Genomic DNA, 18148 nt, shown 5'->3' on the forward strand with positions numbered 1-18148 from the left:
GCTCAAAGTGCTGAATTGGGATATCGAAGTCCGGAGATGACGCCATGTCCCAATTAGCAGAAATTTCACTGACACAAGAAGTCAAACGTGACAGCGATTATGAAAAGATTGCGCGTGTCATATCGTTGATTAGCGAGAACTATCGCGAGCAACCCTCACTGGATGAGCTGGCGAAAAATGTTTCAATGGAGCCAACAGCGCTACAAAAGCTATTTACGCGTTGGGCAGGGCTATCTCCAAAAGGTTTTTTGCAAGCCGTTACGATTGATCATGCACGCCGTTTGCTGGCAGCCGACTTGCCGCTACTCGATACAGCCTATGAACTTGGTCTTTCCGGTCCTAGCCGTTTGCACGATTTGTTCGTGACGCATGAATCCATGTCGCCCGGTGAAATCAAATCAGGTGGTGCAGGGCTCACAATCCATTATGGGTTTCATGCCTCGCCCTTTGGTCTTGCGCTGATTATGGCCACAACACGCGGACTTGCGGGCCTTGCCTTTTGCGATATTGGCGATGAACGCGCAACTTTTGACGACATGGCGCAGCGCTGGCCTTTTGCGACCTTTGAAGAAGATTTAGGCGCGACGCAGCCCTATGCACAGCGCGTGTTTAATCCGACCCAATGGCGCGACAACCAACCCTTGCGCGTTGTGCTTATTGGCACGGATTTTCAAGTCGATGTATGGGAAGCGCTGCTTAAAATACCGATGGGCCGCGCCTTGCCCTATAGCCAGATTGCACAGGATATTGGACGCCCGAAAGCATCACGCGCCGTTGGTGCAGCGGTCGGCGCAAATCCGATTTCGTTCGTTGTGCCGTGTCACCGCGCTATGGGCAAATCAGGGGCTTTAACCGGCTATCACTGGGGTTTAACGCGCAAACGCGCCATGCTGGGATGGGAAGCAGGGCAGGTTTGCTCATCAAGCTGATATAATTGGTAAATCAAAAACGATCAAACCATCCACACCGCCGTTAATAAGTTCAACTAACATTGCGCCAGCCAACTTATGCTCATCATCGACAAGATAAGCATCCCGCGCAGCAACATCATCAAACTGAATTATAAAGCCATCCAGAAAATTTTGATGCAAACCTTCTGGGCTTATATTTGTGCCACTGCGAAAGTTTGATGCGCCATTAAGACGCTCAGTGATGGAGGCAAGTTTCTCCATCACTTTTGCAATCTCATTATCCGAGACTTTTATGGCGCGTTTAAAGAAAACGCAGTGCTCAATTTGCGGCATTAATGCGCGCCGGACATATCACCCAAAACCTCTTTGGATTTAACCGTTGAATCCGCATTAAGCTCATAAACAATCGGTACGCCCGTACCCAAATTGAGTTTCAAAATGCTTTCTTTATCCATACGGTCGAGCACCATGATCAGCGAGCGCAATGAGTTGCCATGTGCAGCAACAAGCACGGTTTCACCGCGAAGAACGCGCGGCAAAATATCCGTCATGAAATAAGGCCAAACGCGCGCGCCCGTATCACGCAGGCTTTCGCCTTCATCACCTGGCGGCGGTGTGTCGTAAGAGCGGCGCCAGATATGAACCTGCTCTTCACCCCATTTTTCGCGCGCATCATCTTTGTTCAAACCAGCCAGATCGCCGTAGTTACGCTCATTAAGCGCTTGGTCGTGGATAGTTTCCAAATCGGACTGCCCAACGCCATCAAGAATCATCTGGCAGGTTTTTTCAGCACGCTGCAAAACAGATGTAAAAGCGATGTCAAATTTAAAGCCCTTTTCCGCAAGAGCGCGGCCAGCCTCTTGCGCTTCTTCAACTCCCTGCGCGGTCAAATCAGGGTCTTTCCAACCTGTGAAAAGATTGAGTTTGTTCCATTCGCTTTGACCGTGACGGACAAGAATGAGTTTACCGGACATAGGAAGGCTCCATTTTGCTAAGTGAGTTGTTTTAAGTTTAGTCGTTCAATCCAAGAACGTCACGCATTGAGTAAAGGCCTGGCTTTTGGCGAACAGACCATATGGCCGCATTAACAGCGCCGCGTGCAAAAATGCTTCGATCTTCTGCACGGTGCGACAGGGTGATGCTTTCGCCATTACCGGCAAACATGACGGAATGATCGCCGACTACTGATCCACCGCGCAAAGTTGCAAAGCCGATTGAACCTTCTTCTCGCGGGCCAGTATGACCGTCACGAACACGCACCGAATTTTCTGTCAGATCAATATCGCGGCCTGTAGCAGCAGCATCGCCCAACAGTAGCGCTGTGCCTGATGGTGCATCGACTTTATGTTTATGGTGCATTTCCAGCACTTCAATGTCCCAGTCCTGTGCGGCCAATGCTTTTGCAGCACGTTCGACCAACACCGATAACATGATGACACCCATCGACATGTTGCCGGACTTCATAATGGTTGTTTTTTCGGCAAAAGATGCAAGCTTTGCATCATCATCGGTAGACATACCTGTCGTGCCAACAATATGCGCAATGCCCTTCTTGGCGGCATAATCTGCAAATGCCAATGTTGCCGCTGGCGCTGTGAAATCAATGATAACATCTGCATCGCCCAGCGCCTGATCTTTATCAGCGGTAATGATAATTTGGTTGGCCGCCTCACCAATCATACTATGTGCGTCCATGCCAATCGCATCGGCACCATCGCGCTCAAGCGCACCCACAAGCACCGTCTTTGGGTTCTGCGACACCGCATGAATGAGTGCGCGGCCCATACGGCCAGATGCACCAACAACTGCAATTTTTACGGTCTGTGTCATCCTATACCTATTCTATATCCAGAGCAGCTTTGCCACCTTTACCCAAATGATTGAGCCGAGCATACATGCCGTTTTTCTTTTTTGACAATGACGCATGTGTACCGGTTTCAACAACCTGCCCATCATTGATAACAATGATTTTATCGGCATTAACGATGGTTGAAAGGCGGTGTGCAACAACAATTGTCGTGCGGCCCTTCATAACTTTTTCAAGCGCATCTTGAACCAATCGCTCAGACTCATTGTCGAGCGCTGAGGTCGCTTCATCTAACAGCAAAATCGGCGCATTGCGCACGATTGCCCGTGCAATTGATACGCGTTGACGCTGGCCACCAGACAGGGTCACACCGTTCTCACCCACAGGGGTATCGTAACCAGCAGATTGTTGCAAAATGAATTCGTGAGCGTTGGCCAGTTCAGCCGCCTTGATAATTTCCGCATCCGTCGCATCAGGGCGGCCATAACGGATATTATCCATAATCGAGCCTTCAAACAGATAGGCTTGCTGTGACACGAAAGCGATTTGTTGGCGCAGTGAACTTTTGGTCACGTTATCGATGTTTTGACCATCGATAAGAATGTTTCCGCTCGATGGATCGTAAAACCGCTGTATGAGCGAAATAACTGTTGATTTGCCCGCGCCAGAAGGCCCGACCAATGCTGTGGTTTTGTGACTTTCAGCTTTAAAGCTTAGTGCGTGCAACACAGCCGTGCCATCACCATAGTTAAAATCTACGTTCTCAAATTCAATCTCTCCACCATCAACAACCAACGCTGCCGCGCCCGCTGCATCACGCTGCTTGTCTTCCATATCGAGAATTTCGTAGATCATGCGGGCATTGACGACCGCCTTTTCCAAATTAACTTTCAGGCGTGCAAGGCGTTTTGCAGGGTCATATGCAAATAGCAGTGCTGTGATAAAGGCAAACATTGCACCTGGCGGCTGCGCATCATTGATGGCGCGATAACCGCCATAGGCTATGGCACCTGCCACGGCAAATCCGGCGATTATTTCAGTAATTGGCGTTACACGCTCTGTCACGACAGCGAGCTTGTTATTACGCTCGCGCGCATGTTCGATTGTATTTTGAATTTTCCGGCTAAGCTGTTCTTCCATCGTGAAAGCTTTAATCACGGTAATGCCTTGCATCGCTTCCTGCATCGTTCCGATGACACGCGCATTCAACTGGACCGTTTCACGGGTTACAGAACGAATACGCCGCGAAACATAAGCAACGCCAAAGATCAAAAGCGGGCCGATGATGAACGTTATCAATGAGAGCGTCGCGTCCTGCAAAAACATGACAATGACGAGGCCGACCAGCGTTACGAAATCACGCGCAAAAGAGGTGATCGTAAGAGATAGAACATCGCGTATGCCGTCAATATTGGCTGATATTAACGCCGCCAAACGACCAGAGCGATTATCGTTGAAAAAATCTACGCCCGAAGACATGAGTTTTGCAAAAACGCGTTTCTGATAGCTTGCGACCAGATCATTCCCGATACGCTTCATCGTTGTCGCTTGGAAATACATTGCCAGAGCGCGCAAGGTAAAAGCACCCATGATTGCAAGAGAAATGACAGCGATCAGGTCTTTGCGCTGGTTATAAAATATCTGATCAATCACATCGCGCATGATCCATGCGGAAAATGCAGTCGTTGCAGATATCACCAACAGACAAAGAACAACGAATAGATAGGACTTATAATATCGGCGGCCGTTTTCGTCATAGATGCGCCGCAGCACATGCATGAGGCCGCCATCTTCAACGGTTTTATCACTTGTCGATATCAACTGGGTCAAACTACTGCCACTCTCGCTATTCTTGAGGCGGGTATAACGGAACCAGCCTCAAAAAAACAGCACCATATTGGCCTCTTGATTGACTTACTTGGCACACCAATGGCGACGGTCTAGCGACACGCCAAAGCGTACCGGTGTGCGGGCATAAGCCGTTAGTCCAGCGAGTGGCGCTTGCTCATGGAGTATCGCGAAAGTTGGCATAGCGCTTATCAGTTCAGAATGCGGTGCTTTGTTTTGAAATGCAGCTCGGAAACGTTCTTCATCAAAAATCGACAAGATCTTCTGCGTGATACCGCCCGTTAGATAAACGCCGCCTTTTGCCATAAAAATAAGCGCCAAATCGCCTGCAACACGTCCAAGATATTCGCTAAAGAGGGAAATCGTTTCCACGGCAAGTGCATCAGATTTGTCTTTTGCAGCAGCGGTTACATCTTCAGGCGTTGTAAATTTCGGCTTTTCCCCAGCGGCCTTAGCAACGGCTTGATAAAGGTTCACCAAGCCTCGCCCACATAAAATCTGCTCGCCCGTTACACGGCCTTCAATGCGCTCTAAATGCGGAAAAATTTCGGCATCACGGTCCGTCTGCGGACCAAGATCAATATGTCCGCCTTCACCAGCAACCGGTATCCAAGTATTTGCCGCATGAATCAAACCTGCCATGCCGAGGCCAGTGCCAGGGCCTAAAATGACGCAATTGCTGCGCTCAGCCTTTGTGCCACCACCAATTTTTTTCAAATGCTCATCTTCAAGTGCGACGATTGCTAAAGCCTGTGCTTCATAGTCGTTCAACACAATAATATTTTGCAGTCCGAACTGCTCAATCATCTTTTCCGGCTTTACCACCCAATGATTGTTGGTCAGGTCGATTTCATCACCATCTGTCGGGCCTGCGACCGCAAGAACAGCGGCACGCGGTTGCAGCGATGTGCGGTCCAACACATGGGTTTGAATCGCCACATCCAAAGACGGATAATCTTTGGTTTTAATGGGCTCGAACGTTTTAGGTTCAGCATAAGAATCAACAACAATAGAAAAACGTGCGTTCGTGCCGCCGATATCTGCAATCAGAATCGGAAAAGGAAGTGCTGTCGGTGAAACATGCGAATTGCTAGGCATTTAATTCTCCATCTGCCTGTTCGGCAAAGTTCGTCAATAAAATTTCGGCGGTTGAACGGTTAAGCGCCATAGGAATATCATAAACAATCGCAAGCCGCATAAGCGCCTTCACATCAACGTCGTGCGGCATGGGCGTTAAGGGGTCGACAAAGAAGATCAATCCATCAACCTTGCCTTCTGCGATCAAGCCACCGATCTGTTGATCGCCGCCAAGCGGTCCACTTTTGAGCGGCATCAAATCAAGGTATTTATGTTCTGCTAAAATTCGTGAACCAGTTGTTCCAGTTGTAAATAATTGGCAGTTGGAAAAATGCGCAATGTGCCTGCTTACAAACATAACCAGATCATCTTTTTTCTGGTCATGTGCAATCAGTGCTAAAACAGGTTTACGTAGCTCTTCTGATTTATCCATCAATCGACTTTTCTTTAAATCGTTTGAAATTGCTATAGAATACTTTTCCATAGCATGGAAGCTTTAGAGCTGCATGACAGTCAATTTAATAAGGACGAGAGCCTGGAATTGGCCAATCGAACCCAATTCCAGCACTTTTCGCCGCTGGTGCAGACGATGGACTTGCTGACGCTAGTGCCGCAGTAGGGTCATAACTGGCATCAAATGTTACCAATTGCTCGTTGGCTGGTTGCGGCTCACGCAAAACAGCAGAACAGCTATTTGGAAGATCAGAGAGCGTTACGACGCGCTTTTTAACCGATTTTTCGCCTTTCTTGGGTGGCTTAGGCGTCCAAGGCTCTTTGGTAAACCACCAATCAAGAGAAGCATCACAGCCTGAACCTGCAGGAACCGCATTTTGCTTGCGGCATTCGGTTGAACCCTGCGGACATTTCATTCGAATATGAAAATGGTAATGGTGCCCGTAATAAGGGCGCACTTTTCCCAGCCATGAAGCATTTTGCGGCGAGCCGCCATAGGTTTCGCACATCGCCTTTTTAATGCCTGGATGCACAAAAAGACGCTCCACTTCATCAAAGCGCGCTGCTCGTGCAATCAACTTGCCATGTTCAGGCGTCCAAATGTTTGGGTCCACATAAAGCGTGTCTTTTTTCAATACTGATATGGCGCTCGTATCACGGCGTTCTTGCCGCGTTAGCTTCCGATTCGGCATCTTCGTCAGCCAAATATCAGCATCTAAGCCTACCTGATGTGAGGCATGGCCTGTAAGCATAGGCCCGCCGCGTGGCTGTGAAATATCGCCAACCAACAAACCCGGCCAACCGTCTGATACCGCATCACGTGATAACTTTTGAACCAGCGCAATCAAATTTGGGTGCCCCCAGCGCCGGTTGCGCTCCAAACGCATTGCCTGCCACGTTGGACCGTCAGTCGGCATGGCGACAGCGCCGGATATACAGCCTTTGGAATAAAACCCATGCACTTCAGCGGGATTAACCGATGGGAGGGGCGTTCGACCAAATATTTCTTTGGCCGCTGTTTGTGCTTCTGCCATCGGGCTGTTGAGCGTTAAAGCCAGACCCGTTAGGCACGCCAATGAAACCATTCGTTTTGTTAAGCTATGTATATTTGCAAAACATATTGTCATATTTGAATCCAAATCATCGGCAAATCAGTTGTGACAAGGCTACCTTGAAACCACCTAACGTCAATGACATGAAAGTCACAGTTCCTGCTTGAAGCGATAAACAACCAATGGCGTGTCTATCGTTTCAGGAATGATTTCGAGCCAAGTAGGAACGTTACCTTGGTGTAATTGTGCCTGTAAGCCATCTGGTTTAGCTCGTTTGAAATCCTGAGCATCAGCGCTGTTTATACAGTCAGCAATTAATGTAACCCCTGCTTTTTTTAACATCGAATAAGCTGCGTCAGGCTTTGCAAGCATAGCCTCTATCATCAATAGGTTTCCATCCGTATTGCGATGATACGGTCCTGCCAGCGCACGGTGATAGGTTAGCTTCAAAATATTCGCACCTATATCAGTGGCACCAAGCACAACACCCTTTGGTTCTTTGGCAAGCGGTGCAAACACACCATCTGAAAAACAGTAATCACTTGCAGAAACACTACTTGCCTGCTGCTGAAGGGTTTGATGGCCGGTAAAAAATGATGAGGCCTGCGCACCTGCAATCCACCAAAATACATTAAGAGATAGAATACCCATGCCGATCATTTTCAACAAATCGGTTACGCTATTGGTTGCGTGATATTGTGTGCGTAGCGCAGTGAAAACAAATGCGAGCGGCAAGACTGCGAACGCAGATGCGAACAACATTCCTCGCTGTTGCCAAAACGTAACGGCTATTGCTGTGCCGATTAACATTAAAGACATTATCGCAAAATAACGCATATTATGGTCATCTGTTTTGCTCACGATTCCAATCGATATGAACAAACCCATAATTGCCAATCCGAAGACACCAAACAATTGGTATGGATCAGTAGACCAAAGATCAAAAAATGACCGCGTTTCGATAACACCATCCAACCAAAATGTTTTAAGTTTCGGATCAAGGCCAGAAAGCGGGTTGGACAAGCATTGCGGAAATGCCGCCATCAATAAGATGGCAGCAAACGCACCACCTAATGCAAGTACAATGAGGCGTGTCTTCATTTTAGTCGCAAAGCGAGCAGCCAAAGCCAATACAAAACCGCCAACACTGCACATACCTATATGGAACACCGAATAAGCATCGCAATAAACAGCGCCGTAATCTTTTGGCTCTATAGTTATGGCAAAAACAAAAAGGGCCGATAAACTAAGTGATAGACCAAACGCAAAAGCAGATCGTGGGTTAATGATGCCCGTGAGAAAAGCTGCTGTCACCCATATGCCCGCAATCGTTACATAAGGCAGTGTTTCCATACCAACGGCCAACATCAAAACGGCAACCGCTCCCGCCAAAGCATGGGCTGTGATTTGAACACGGCAGGGCACAAGCATTGCAACAAGCAGCATGCAAAGCGCCACCTGTATATTATGGTGGTCAATTGCCGTTGGACCAAAAATACCGGAAGTCATAAAGGCAGCCGCACCAAATAACGTGACAGGCACTTGTGCAAGTACATTACCCATACGAACACATGCGATATTTAGGGCAAAAATAGCAAAAAACAGAGTAATTGCCGGCCATAGAAAAAGAGTAATTTCTTCTGCAGTACCAGTATTAGTGAACATAGCTGCTATTGAATAAATTGCCCACAATGGTCCATCTACCAAACGCGACCAATGCATAAGCGTTCCGCCATCAAGACCAAGTCTATATTGAATAGGGTCAAACCAACTTTGCCCTGATGCAAAATCGCGTAAAGCGACCAATCGCATAATGTCATCGGAATTTTTAATGCCATCGGTATCATTTCCGCTCACAAGAACCAGCATATAAACAACAACAACCGCTATGAGTGCATTAACCGCTGATTGTTTGAGTAGAATTGTTTGATGATCGCATGTCGTGGCATTATTTTGCATATTTATAGCCTATCCGCTTAAATACTTAGTTTTTTCATCTTTCCGCAACCTAAACTTAACCAGATCAAGAAAAGGTAAAGAGGGGCGGTAATCTCCGCGATGAGTAATATTGAGAATATGATGAAAAAGCGTAAGAACGATTTTTTACCAAATGAGCCTATCAATATGTGGGCGGCATATGAAATCGCAATCTTATTGCCCTGTTACAATGAAGGTGCAACAATTGCGGACGTTGTAAAGCGCTTCAAAGAAACGCTGCCTGATGTGACAGTTTATGTTTATGACAATAATTCAAGCGACGAAACGGCTATCCGTGCGCGGCTTGCAGGCGCTGTTGTAGTTCCTGAACGCAGACAAGGCAAAGGCCATGTTGTGCGACGCATGTTTGCCGATATTGATGCAGATATATATGTCATGGCAGATGGCGATGGCACCTATATGCCCGAAGAAGCTTCAGAGCTGATTAATACGCTGATATCAGAGCGCGCTGACATGGTCGTTGGCACTCGTGCAGGTGTTAAAGATGATGCTGGGCGTGCTGGCCATGCTTTTGGCAATGTGCTGTTCAACAAAATATATCAAACAATTTTCGGCAATGATTTCTCCGATATATTGTCTGGCTATCGTGCATTTACACGACGTTACGTAAAAAGCTTTCCAGCGGTTTCAGGTGGTTTTGAAATTGAAACAGAAATGTCGGTTCATGCAGGTCAATTAAAACTACCTATTGCGGAAATTGAACTTGATTATGGTCGTCGCCCCGAAGGGTCAGACTCCAAACTTTCAACTTTTAAAGACGGCGCAAAAATTTTATTCATGTTCGCTCGCCTCATGAAAGCGACACAGCCTTTACGTTTCTTTGGCCTGATCAGTGTCGGTCTTTTATGCATGAGTCTTGTCTCAATGATCGCGCCATTAGCAGAATATTTCACAACTGGTCTTGTTACTAAAATGCCGACTTGGGTCGGCTCTATCGGTCTTTTGCTTTTATCTACATTATCGCTTATGACTGGACTTGTGCTTAACTCTGTTGCGGCTGGTCGCGCTGAAAACAAACGCATGGTCTATCTTAATCAAACGCCTCATCGCGGTGAAATGCGGCCTGATCGCGGGCGGCGCGTGAAACGTAAAACGTGCGAACTTCCTAGCTTTAAAGCGCCTTCAATTGATATTTCTGAAGATGCGTAATAAACGAAACTCATTCATCTGTTTGTGAAGAGACCGCTTAATCATGCAATTGGTAGCTAAATCCAAAGCTGGTAAAATATTTGCCTTCGCTGTTGCCGGTGGCAGCGGCTTTGTGATCGACATTGGCGTTTTGTTTTTGCTCTTGCACCTAACGCCAATGGGCCCAATTATTGCGCGTATCATGTCTATCCTTTGCGCGATGATTTCCAACTTCTTCATCAACCGCACATTCACCTTTGGTCAAAGCGAACGCAGTTTGCGTGAAGAATTTATCCGCTATGCTTCCGTTGGTGCTGTTGGCGCATTGCTCAACTATCTCATCTATGTTGCGCTTTTATTTCTAATACCCGGCTTTTCGCCATTTTTGGCGACATTCATCGGTGTCATCATTGTCGCCATATTTTCCTATTTTGGATATTCACGCTTCGTATTTAACCGCAAAAATTAAACTGCTTCGCGGTCGCCGCTTTCACCTGATTTGAAAATTGCATCAATAAGCTTCTGATTATTGATCGAATTTTGAAGATCGAAAATCCGTACATCTTCGCCCTGCGATTTGCGCACGAAATTATCAACCTGAAGCGTATATTGATTGAGGCCGCCAAAGCGAAACGACTGAACCTCCGAATGATTTTGGTTATGCAAAGTCACCTCATCAAAGCCATAGAGCCCGGCATTAAATGGTGTGTGCACTTCGATAAAACCTTCATCGCCGTGAAACACCATATTTTGGCGAAGCGCCATTTGGGTCGAGACATAAAAAGACATGTCAAAACCCGAAAAACTGACGTCCATCGTTGAATAGATATCGGTGCCAAAATCAGGGTCGCGCTCAACTTTCGCCAAAACAGAACGCGGTTCTTGTCCTGTCACCATGCGGGTTACAATCGTTGGATAAACACCAATGTCAGGCAATGCGCCGCCGCCAAGTTCAGGCTTGTTACGCATATTATTGCTATCACGATTAAAATAGGTAAATGAGCCCTGCACGTGCTTCAACGTGCCAATTGCGCCTTCAGCGATCAGCGACTGAACTTTCAGCCATTGTGGATGATAATAGACCATAAAGGCCTCGGCGATGAGCACGCCGGTTTCTTGCTGAACGCTGACCAGCTCTTTGATTTTCTCAGCATTGAGCGAGATCGGCTTTTCGCAAAGAACGTGTTTTCCCGCCTTCGCCGCTTTAATCGACCATTCAATATGCTGCGACGTTGGTAGCGGAATATAGATACCGTCCACTTTGTCACTTGCCAGCATTTCCTCATAGGAACCAAAAGCATGGGGAACGCCAAAGCGCTCTGCTACGCTTTGCGCGCGCGCCAAATCACGGCTGGCAATAGCCGCCACATTGCCAAGTTCGGACTGCATGATCGCGGGTATCAATTGTTCTTGTGCGATTTTCGCTGTCGATAAAATTCCCCAGTTGAACATGCGATTTTCCTTTTAATCTCTATTTACGGCGCCAAGCTGAAATCGTTGCGCTTATCCATTTGCGCGTTTTCGAATTTCAGTCAGCGTCCAATCTTTGAGAAGTTTTCCATTTTCCCAAACTGGTTGTAGCAGGTTTTGGCTATCGCCAATATCTTTAAGCGGTACAGCGGATGGTACGCCATCGTGTGCAATCACAGCCTGGCGATATCGTTTGGAAGCTTTACCCGGGTCGGTTTTTGGATCTTTGTTGATGCCATGCCAGTTGCCATCACTATCCAAGCGCGCATTGGCTTTCATCGCAAAACGCAACGTATCGCGGTTCACTTTTTGCAAGAGGCCTGCCCCCATGCCAAAGGCAAGATTTTCAGCTGACCACCCGCGCTCGATCATTGCATCCAGCAATATACGGATCGTTTTCGGTGAAATACCATCGCCTTGAATAACCCGCACGCAGGGAGCCAAAACTTTAAAGCCCTTATCATTAAGCGAGTAGCCAAAGATTTCGCCAAGCATTTCAATCGTATCAATGGGTACGCGCGTTGCATCGCCTGAATCAGGGCGAACAACCAATGTACCGCCCATTGTTTCAACTTGTTCTTTAAGTTCCCCGCCCCAAATTTTACGAACAGCGCGGAATAGATCATAGCTATCGGAGACGACTGCAACCAGTTTTCCATCGCCGCCGAACTGATCAAGCATGTTTTTATAAGCTTCGGTTTCGCGTTCTTCGCCCCACGACGTCATGGTTGAATGTTCCGCAGCCGGAATTGAAAATCCGGCCATGGGTTCGGAGTAATATTTGCGTGCTGCAACCAAGCCGCTGACTGTATCTGTCCCCATAAAAGACACCAAATGCGCAACGCCGCCCAGCCCTGCCTGCTCAAATGATGTTGCGCCACGCGCACCAAAATCATGCAATCTAAAGGGTAAAATCTCGTCCGGCGTGTCGCAGGTTTTCTCTAGCGCCTCGGTGATCATTTGGCGGACATTCCACGACAGGGTTGCAACGGTTGTCGGATACCAGACAGCACGCAGCAAAGATGTTTCCAAGAATGTTGGCAACCAGAAGAAATCAGAATGTGTATTGCGTATTTGTACAAGCGGTGTGCCAACAGGCACGACCATGCCTTCCGGCAAAGCCTCGATCATAATTGGCAAATAACCATCATGCTCTGTGACGATCTTTTCCCAACCTTCGCGGTGAAAAGGCAATCCGTGCGCCGTAATGATTTCATCGGCCTCATCCACGTCATCCATGGAAACACGCTTTGAGAGATATTCTTTGAGATACATTTGTAACCCGAAGAAAATCGTCTGCTCATATTGACCGCCGCGCCGCGCCTCAATGTAAGCTGATATCGCGTCCGTTTCGGGCGGATATTGCGCAAAATGCGAGTATTTATAGCTGTCGGTGTTCAAAATGAGGTTCATAATTTTCTCAAGACCATCTCTTAAGGTGAAAACTTTGTATCGAAAAGATCAGCACCAAATGGATGCGAGATTGACGCGCTGTCGTCAATAGCGACGCATCAGACAAAAGACTTCTCGCCACTTAGAAACAAGCGCTCTGCCACAATCTATCACGAAATACTCTTACTATCGCCACTTGCGCTCCCTTGATGGGCCGTATTTTTGAAGCAAATGCGACGCTTATTTAAATTATCTTAGAAAAGACGAGCGTTATGAAAATCACTTCCCGCGCCTTTTCGCGAGCGGTACTGCTTGCTATCTTTTCCACTCATATGGGCGGACAAGTGCACGCGGCAAACCTCACAATTCAAATTTATCCGGTTGCAACAATAGCCCATCTCATAGCAGGAAACGCACAAGACGCCATAAAGTTGCCTGAAGAGATCGTCACGCGCACAGGCCAAGGTTTAGAGACCATATGCATGGCGAATGCACTTTATCATGAAGCACGCGGCGAGAAGTTAAATGGGCAAAAAGCGGTGGCGCAGGTGATCTTGAACCGGGTCAAGAGCGAAGCTTATCCGGATTCAGTGTGCGGTGTGGTTTATGAAAATGCGCATATGAGAAATCGGTGCCAATTTTCTTTTGCATGCGACCGTGTTGATGACACGCCACAAGAAAGTGATGCTTATGAAGCTGCGCTAATTATGGCTCAAGGCGCTGTGAAATATGGTATTTATGCCGAAGGGCTTACACCAAATTTCAGAGATCCTGCACAGACAGAAAAATCACAAATTACACATTATCATACGACAGCTGTATCACCGTCATGGGGTAAAAAATTACGGCCGATCAAAACAATCGGCCGTCATATCTTTTATCGGTCAGAGCGTGTGGCTAAATCAATAGCCAGCTAAGCTCTGAGCTTCCCGCCTGTTGTTTTTTCAACATTCGCAACGATTTTAGTATGCAGCGCGTCCAGATCTTCATCCGTTAGCGTTCTGTCGGTCGGTTGAATTGTAACTTCTAGCGCAACAGACTTTTTGCCTTCGCCCAAGGACGCACCTTCAAATAAGTCAAAGACTTTAACGCCAGCAATCAACTGCTTATCGGCACCTTGCGCGGCACGCAAAATCAAGGCTGCAGTTACATCGCTATCGACAACAAAAGCAAAGTCGCGCGTTAACATCTGGAAGGATGAAAGCACCATCGCTGGTTTTGTTTTTGTGGCTTTTTTCTTCGGTTCTGGCAGCGCATCAATATAGATTTCAAAACCGCAAATCGGGCCTTTAACATCCAGCAAATCCAAAACATTCGGATGGAATTCACCAAAATGACCCAGCACTACTTTCGGGCCGAGTTTAATCACACCAGACCTGCCAGGGTGATAAAAATCCGGTGCCTCAGCAAAGATTTGCAAATTAGCTGTCGCCAAACCACAGGCTTCTAGCGCAGCAAAAGCATCAGCTTTTGCGTCAAAGACACCAACCGTTTGACTGTTGCCAGCCCAGTCGCGTCCTGAACCTGAAAGGCCTGCTGTACCTTTGCGAATACCTGACGCTACGCGGCGCTGGCCTTTTTCCGTATCGTTTTCATAAATGCCGGACACTTCAAAAATTGCCACATCACCGATACCGCGGGCTGCATTACGGCCAGCTGCAACAATCAAACCGGGCAGCAAGCTCGGACGCATGTCGCTCATATCTGCCGAGATAGGGTTCGTCAGTTTGAGCATTTCATTGCCACCGCCAAAAGCTTTGGCCTGATCTTCAGAAATGAACGACCAATTGACCGCCTCCAGCATACCGCGTGATGCTAAAGCACGTTTTGCCTGACGGGTGCGCGTTTGCAGTGTTGTTAGAATTTTGCCGCCAACATGGTTCAGTTGTGGCAATGGCTGCGGTTCAATATTGTTAACACCGTAAACCCGCATAACTTCTTCAACGAGATCAGCTTTACCATCAATGTCTGGACGCCAAGATGGCACAGTCACCAAGGCGCTATCGCCATTCTCCTTCACACCGAAGCCAAGGCTTTCCAAAATTTCCACTGACCGTGCAGCGTCTACCGGAATTCCAATCAGACGCTCAACTTCGGAAAATGGGAAAGTGATTTCCTTAGCCGTATAATCTTTGTACCCAGTGATTTGAGTTTTGCTCGGCGTACCGCCACAAATTTCGGTCACAAGTTTCGTTGCCAACTCAACGCCACCAACCATGAATTCAGGATCAACACCGCGCTCAAAGCGGTAGCGGGCATCGGTAATGATACCAAGCGCGCGGCCCGTTTTTGCAATATTGATTTCATTCCACAGCGCAGATTCAATCAGAACATCGACAGTGTTTTCATCACAGCCAGATTCTTCACCGCCCATAATGCCCGCAATTGATTCTGGGCCTTTGTCATCTGCAATAATCAAATTATCGGGGCTTAAGGCATATTCTTTGCCATCAAGACCGAGGATTTTTTCTCCATCATTCGCAAGACGCACCACAAGATCGCCCGTGACTTTTGCGGCATCAAAAACATGCAGCGGGCGGCCACGATCAAATGTAATGTAGTTCGTAATATCAACCAATGCATTGATCGGGCGCAAACCTATCGCGATGAGGCGTTGCTGCAACCATTTTGGCGATGGGCCATTTTTAACGCCCTTCACCAAGCGCAATGCAAAGCCGGGGCAAAGCTCAGGGTTATTAATTTTTAGCGTGACGGGACAGTCGCCTTCGCCATTAATGTGTTCAACTGAACCATCTTTCAACTTGCCCATGCCGGAAGCTGCAAGATCACGTGCAATACCATATACACCCGTACAATCAGGGCGGTTAGGCGTCAGGCCAATATCAATCACCGGATCATCCAGCTTCGCATAGCTCGCAAAGCTTGTACCGATTGGTGCATCATCTGCAAGATCAATGATGCCGTCATGGCTATCGGACATTTCAAGTTCGCGCTCTGAACACATCATGCCGAAGCTATCAACGCCGCGAATATTTCCGACGGATAATGTCGTATCAATACCTGGCACATAGGTGCCAGGGCCCGCAAAGGCACCGATCATTCCGGCACGCGCATTGGGCGCACCGCACACAACTTGCACAGGTTTTCCATCACCAATATCGACAGAAAGAACCCGCAGCTTATCAGCATCAGGATGCTTTTCCGCTGTCAGAACTTTGGCGATTGTAAATGGGGCGAACTGTGACTTGTCATCAACCTCCTCAACTTCGAGGCCGAGCGATGTCAAACGTTCAACAATTTCCTCAAGTGTCGCATCGGTTTCCAAATGGTCTTTGAGCCAAGAGAGTGTGAATTTCATGATCTCAGGTCTTTCGCTTTGTTCTGTTCGTTTTGGCTTTCGCCGCAGGTTTCTTCTTTGGTGCAACTTCTGGTTTGGCTTTCGCGCGTTTTTCAAGCTGATCAAAAATGACAAACCCGATCTGCGTTGCATCTTCTTCCGGCTTTGCGTCAGCCGTGCTTCTCTTCGTAATCGTCAACGCCAATTGGCTAGCGTGAATAACCAAGGCAACCGGCTGCTTGGATGAGAGCAACAAGCCCTCAACGCGCATGACATCACCTTCGCCAGCAAAAAGACCCATGACCAGCATAGGACCAGCAGCGCTTATGGTGACAATTTCAAGCTGCTCTTTTTCTTTATCGATCGACGACTGCAGTTCAAATATTTGCTTTGCAACCGATTGGGCTGCCTGTTCGGCCTCATTATCACAAGCCGTCTTCTGCCATTCATCGGGTGAAGGCGCCTTGCGCTTGCCGGCTTTTAATTCGGCAACCATATGCGCAAAATTACCCGTCAATAAAGCAGCATCGGAATAGTTAGACATTAGCTTAATCCAGCGAATAATGTCGGCATGTCGAGCGGGCGGAAGCCATAATGTTCCATCCAACGCACATCAGCGTCAAAGAAAGCCCGTAAATCCGGCATGCCATATTTCAGCATTGCAATACGGTCGATGCCGATGCCCCAAGCAAAACCTTGATAGATATCTGGATCAAGACCGCCAGCGCGCAACACATTCGGATTGACCATGCCGCAGCCTAAAATTTCCATCCAGTCATCACCTTCGCCAAAGCGCACCTCGCCCGGCTTTGAGCGATCGCACTGGATATCCACCTCAAGGCTTGGTTCTGTGAACGGGAAGTAAGAAGGGCGGAAACGCATATTCAGCGATGGCACTTCAAAGAAGGTTTTGCAGAACTCTTCCAATGTCCATTTCAAATTTGCCAAGTTAGCCGACTTATCAACGACCAAACCTTCGAGCTGATGGAACATCGGCGTGTGGGTTGGATCGCTATCCTGACGGTATGTTTTGCCCGGAATGATGATGCGAATCGGTGGTTCTTGCGTTTCCATCGTGTGGATTTGAACCGGCGATGTGTGCGTGCGCAGAACTTTACGCTCGCCCTTATCGTCTGGCGGGAAGAAGAAAGTATCGTGCATTTCACGTGCTGGATGACCTTCTGGGAAGTTCAATGCCGTGAAGTTATAATAGTCTGTTTCAATGTCTGGACCTTCAGCAACGGAAAAACCCATATCAGCGAAAATCGCCGTGATTTCATCAGTTACCTGCGTAATCGGATGGATGCGTCCTGCTTGCGCCGGAGAAGGGCGCACGGGCAAAGTGACATCGACCTTTTCAGTCGCAAGACGCGCATTGATCGCTTCTGTTTTCAGAACAGATTTTCGCGCATTAATCGCGTCGGTAATGCGGACTTTTAATCCGTTGAGCGCTGGGCCCATAATTTGACGCTCATCAGCACTCATTTTGCCAAGTGACTTCATCAAATCAGAGACGGAGCCTTTTTTGCCAATCGCACTCACGCGTACCGCTTCAATCGCGTCTTCGTCGGCAGCGCCCGTAATATCAGCAATTAAGCTCGCTTCGAGCTTTTCAATGTCTTGCATGGTGTCAGTCATGTTATTTCCCAGCGAATTCGGCAGTTAGGTCTATCTTGAGGCAAAAAAACAAAAACCCGCGTCTGGTCCAGCCAGC

17 protein-coding genes are annotated in these 18148 nt (G+C 47.8%); 4 read left to right on the plus strand and 13 right to left on the minus strand.

Features of this window, described 5'->3' with window-relative positions; genetic code table 11:
• Positions 1 to 44: 44 nt before the first annotated feature.
• The gene (locus C504_RS0112500; RefSeq protein ID WP_018689691.1) at positions 45 to 929 is read left to right on the plus strand and encodes a methylated-DNA--[protein]-cysteine S-methyltransferase; all 885 of its coding nucleotides are present in this window, start codon (positions 45 to 47) and stop codon (positions 927 to 929) included.
• Here the strand turns inward: C504_RS0112500 and C504_RS0112505 are convergent.
• From C504_RS0112505 to C504_RS0112540, 8 genes are all read right to left on the minus strand, one after another.
• A complete protein-coding gene (locus tag C504_RS0112505) occupies positions 921 to 1244 on the minus strand; it encodes a Dabb family protein (protein WP_018689692.1) in 324 nt (107 codons plus the stop codon). The genes C504_RS0112500 and C504_RS0112505 overlap by 9 nt on opposite strands.
• Complete coding sequence (locus tag C504_RS0112510) at positions 1244 to 1885, minus strand: 2,3-bisphosphoglycerate-dependent phosphoglycerate mutase (protein WP_018689693.1); 642 nt, start codon at positions 1883 to 1885, stop codon at positions 1244 to 1246. Before C504_RS0112510 ends, C504_RS0112505 begins: the two co-directional genes overlap by 1 nt.
• 37 nt (positions 1886 to 1922) lie before the next feature.
• Positions 1923 to 2741: a 4-hydroxy-tetrahydrodipicolinate reductase gene (gene dapB, locus C504_RS0112515; protein WP_018689694.1), complete on the minus strand. Its 819-nt coding sequence runs from the start codon at positions 2739 to 2741 to the stop codon at positions 1923 to 1925.
• Positions 2742 to 2748: 7 nt separating this feature from the next.
• Positions 2749 to 4497: an ABC transporter ATP-binding protein gene (locus C504_RS0112520; protein WP_041951749.1), complete on the minus strand. Its 1749-nt coding sequence runs from the start codon at positions 4495 to 4497 to the stop codon at positions 2749 to 2751.
• Between the two features lie 135 nt (positions 4498 to 4632).
• Positions 4633 to 5664 carry a glucokinase gene (locus C504_RS0112525; RefSeq protein ID WP_018689696.1) on the minus strand — a complete coding sequence of 344 codons (1032 nt, stop codon included), beginning with the start codon at positions 5662 to 5664 and terminating at the stop codon, positions 4633 to 4635.
• Positions 5657 to 6076: a methylglyoxal synthase gene (locus C504_RS0112530; protein WP_018689697.1), complete on the minus strand. Its 420-nt coding sequence runs from the start codon at positions 6074 to 6076 to the stop codon at positions 5657 to 5659. Before C504_RS0112530 ends, C504_RS0112525 begins: the two co-directional genes overlap by 8 nt.
• Positions 6077 to 6161: 85 nt before the next feature.
• Positions 6162 to 7223: a penicillin-insensitive murein endopeptidase gene (gene mepA / locus C504_RS0112535; RefSeq protein ID WP_245555200.1), complete on the minus strand. Its 1062-nt coding sequence runs from the start codon at positions 7221 to 7223 to the stop codon at positions 6162 to 6164.
• Positions 7224 to 7298: 75 nt separating this feature from the next.
• Positions 7299 to 9107 carry a hypothetical protein gene (locus C504_RS0112540; protein WP_018689699.1) on the minus strand — a complete coding sequence of 603 codons (1809 nt, stop codon included), beginning with the start codon at positions 9105 to 9107 and terminating at the stop codon, positions 7299 to 7301.
• 165 nt (positions 9108 to 9272) lie between these two features.
• Here C504_RS0112540 and C504_RS0112545 point away from each other — a divergent pair, with 165 nt between their 5' ends.
• Together C504_RS0112545 and C504_RS0112550 are read left to right on the plus strand one after the other, a co-directional pair.
• Entirely contained in the window at positions 9273 to 10295 is a 1023-nt protein-coding gene (locus C504_RS0112545) for a glycosyltransferase (RefSeq protein ID WP_041951750.1), read from the plus strand.
• A 43-nt stretch (positions 10296 to 10338) separates the two neighbouring features.
• Positions 10339 to 10743 carry a GtrA family protein gene (locus C504_RS0112550; RefSeq protein ID WP_018689701.1) on the plus strand — a complete coding sequence of 135 codons (405 nt, stop codon included), beginning with the start codon at positions 10339 to 10341 and terminating at the stop codon, positions 10741 to 10743.
• Here C504_RS0112550 and C504_RS0112555 read toward each other — a convergent pair.
• Complete coding sequence (locus C504_RS0112555; protein ID WP_018689702.1) at positions 10740 to 11726, minus strand: Gfo/Idh/MocA family protein; 987 nt, start codon at positions 11724 to 11726, stop codon at positions 10740 to 10742. The genes C504_RS0112550 and C504_RS0112555 overlap by 4 nt on opposite strands.
• A 51-nt stretch (positions 11727 to 11777) precedes the next feature.
• Positions 11778 to 13157, minus strand: coding sequence for a nicotinate phosphoribosyltransferase (locus tag C504_RS0112560; RefSeq protein WP_018689703.1), 1380 nt, complete (start codon positions 13155 to 13157; stop codon positions 11778 to 11780).
• Positions 13158 to 13408: 251 nt separating this feature from the next.
• Here C504_RS0112560 and C504_RS17870 point away from each other — a divergent pair, with 251 nt between their 5' ends.
• Entirely contained in the window at positions 13409 to 14053 is a 645-nt protein-coding gene (locus C504_RS17870) for a cell wall hydrolase (RefSeq protein ID WP_018689704.1), read from the plus strand.
• Here C504_RS17870 and pheT read toward each other — a convergent pair.
• From pheT to pheS, 3 genes are read right to left on the minus strand one after another with little or no spacing between them, the layout of a single operon-like run.
• Complete coding sequence (gene pheT / locus C504_RS0112570) at positions 14050 to 16455, minus strand: phenylalanine--tRNA ligase subunit beta (RefSeq protein WP_018689705.1); 2406 nt, start codon at positions 16453 to 16455, stop codon at positions 14050 to 14052. The two genes, C504_RS17870 and pheT, sit on opposite strands and share 4 nt — an antisense overlap.
• 4 nt (positions 16456 to 16459) lie before the next feature.
• Complete coding sequence (locus C504_RS0112575) at positions 16460 to 16978, minus strand: hypothetical protein (RefSeq protein ID WP_018689706.1); 519 nt, start codon at positions 16976 to 16978, stop codon at positions 16460 to 16462.
• Positions 16978 to 18060, minus strand: coding sequence for a phenylalanine--tRNA ligase subunit alpha (gene pheS, locus C504_RS0112580; RefSeq protein ID WP_035266788.1), 1083 nt, complete (start codon positions 18058 to 18060; stop codon positions 16978 to 16980). Before pheS ends, C504_RS0112575 begins: the two co-directional genes overlap by 1 nt.
• Positions 18061 to 18148: the final 88 nt, after the last annotated feature.

The organism is Ahrensia kielensis DSM 5890 (assembly GCF_000374465.1).
Taxonomy (GTDB): Bacteria; Pseudomonadota; Alphaproteobacteria; order Rhizobiales; family Rhizobiaceae; genus Ahrensia; species Ahrensia kielensis.

Excerpts from the sequence above, each read along its gene's own strand:
- C504_RS0112555 (WP_018689702.1), bottom strand. The coding sequence starts at position 11,726 with ATGTTCAACTGGGGAATTTTATCGACAGCGAAAATCGCACAAGAACAA.
- C504_RS0112520 (WP_041951749.1), bottom strand. The coding sequence starts at position 4,497 with ATGCATGTGCTGCGGCGCATCTATGACGAAAACGGCCGCCGATATTAT.
- dapB (WP_018689694.1), bottom strand. The coding sequence starts at position 2,741 with ATGACACAGACCGTAAAAATTGCAGTTGTTGGTGCATCTGGCCGTATG.
- mepA (WP_245555200.1), bottom strand. The coding sequence starts at position 7,223 with ATGACAATATGTTTTGCAAATATACATAGCTTAACAAAACGAATGGTT.
- pheS (WP_035266788.1), bottom strand. The coding sequence starts at position 18,060 with ATGCAAGACATTGAAAAGCTCGAAGCGAGCTTAATTGCTGATATTACG.
- C504_RS0112575 (WP_018689706.1), bottom strand. The coding sequence starts at position 16,978 with ATGTCTAACTATTCCGATGCTGCTTTATTGACGGGTAATTTTGCGCAT.
- C504_RS0112525 (WP_018689696.1), bottom strand. The coding sequence starts at position 5,664 with ATGCCTAGCAATTCGCATGTTTCACCGACAGCACTTCCTTTTCCGATT.
- C504_RS0112545 (WP_041951750.1), top strand. The coding sequence starts at position 9,273 with ATGTGGGCGGCATATGAAATCGCAATCTTATTGCCCTGTTACAATGAA.
- C504_RS0112540 (WP_018689699.1), bottom strand. The coding sequence starts at position 9,107 with ATGCAAAATAATGCCACGACATGCGATCATCAAACAATTCTACTCAAA.
- C504_RS17870 (WP_018689704.1), top strand. The coding sequence starts at position 13,409 with ATGAAAATCACTTCCCGCGCCTTTTCGCGAGCGGTACTGCTTGCTATC.
- C504_RS0112505 (WP_018689692.1), bottom strand. The coding sequence starts at position 1,244 with ATGCCGCAAATTGAGCACTGCGTTTTCTTTAAACGCGCCATAAAAGTC.
- C504_RS0112560 (WP_018689703.1), bottom strand. The coding sequence starts at position 13,157 with ATGAACCTCATTTTGAACACCGACAGCTATAAATACTCGCATTTTGCG.
- C504_RS0112550 (WP_018689701.1), top strand. The coding sequence starts at position 10,339 with ATGCAATTGGTAGCTAAATCCAAAGCTGGTAAAATATTTGCCTTCGCT.
- C504_RS0112510 (WP_018689693.1), bottom strand. The coding sequence starts at position 1,885 with ATGTCCGGTAAACTCATTCTTGTCCGTCACGGTCAAAGCGAATGGAAC.
- C504_RS0112530 (WP_018689697.1), bottom strand. The coding sequence starts at position 6,076 with ATGGATAAATCAGAAGAGCTACGTAAACCTGTTTTAGCACTGATTGCA.
- pheT (WP_018689705.1), bottom strand. The coding sequence starts at position 16,455 with ATGAAATTCACACTCTCTTGGCTCAAAGACCATTTGGAAACCGATGCG.
- C504_RS0112500 (WP_018689691.1), top strand. The coding sequence starts at position 45 with ATGTCCCAATTAGCAGAAATTTCACTGACACAAGAAGTCAAACGTGAC.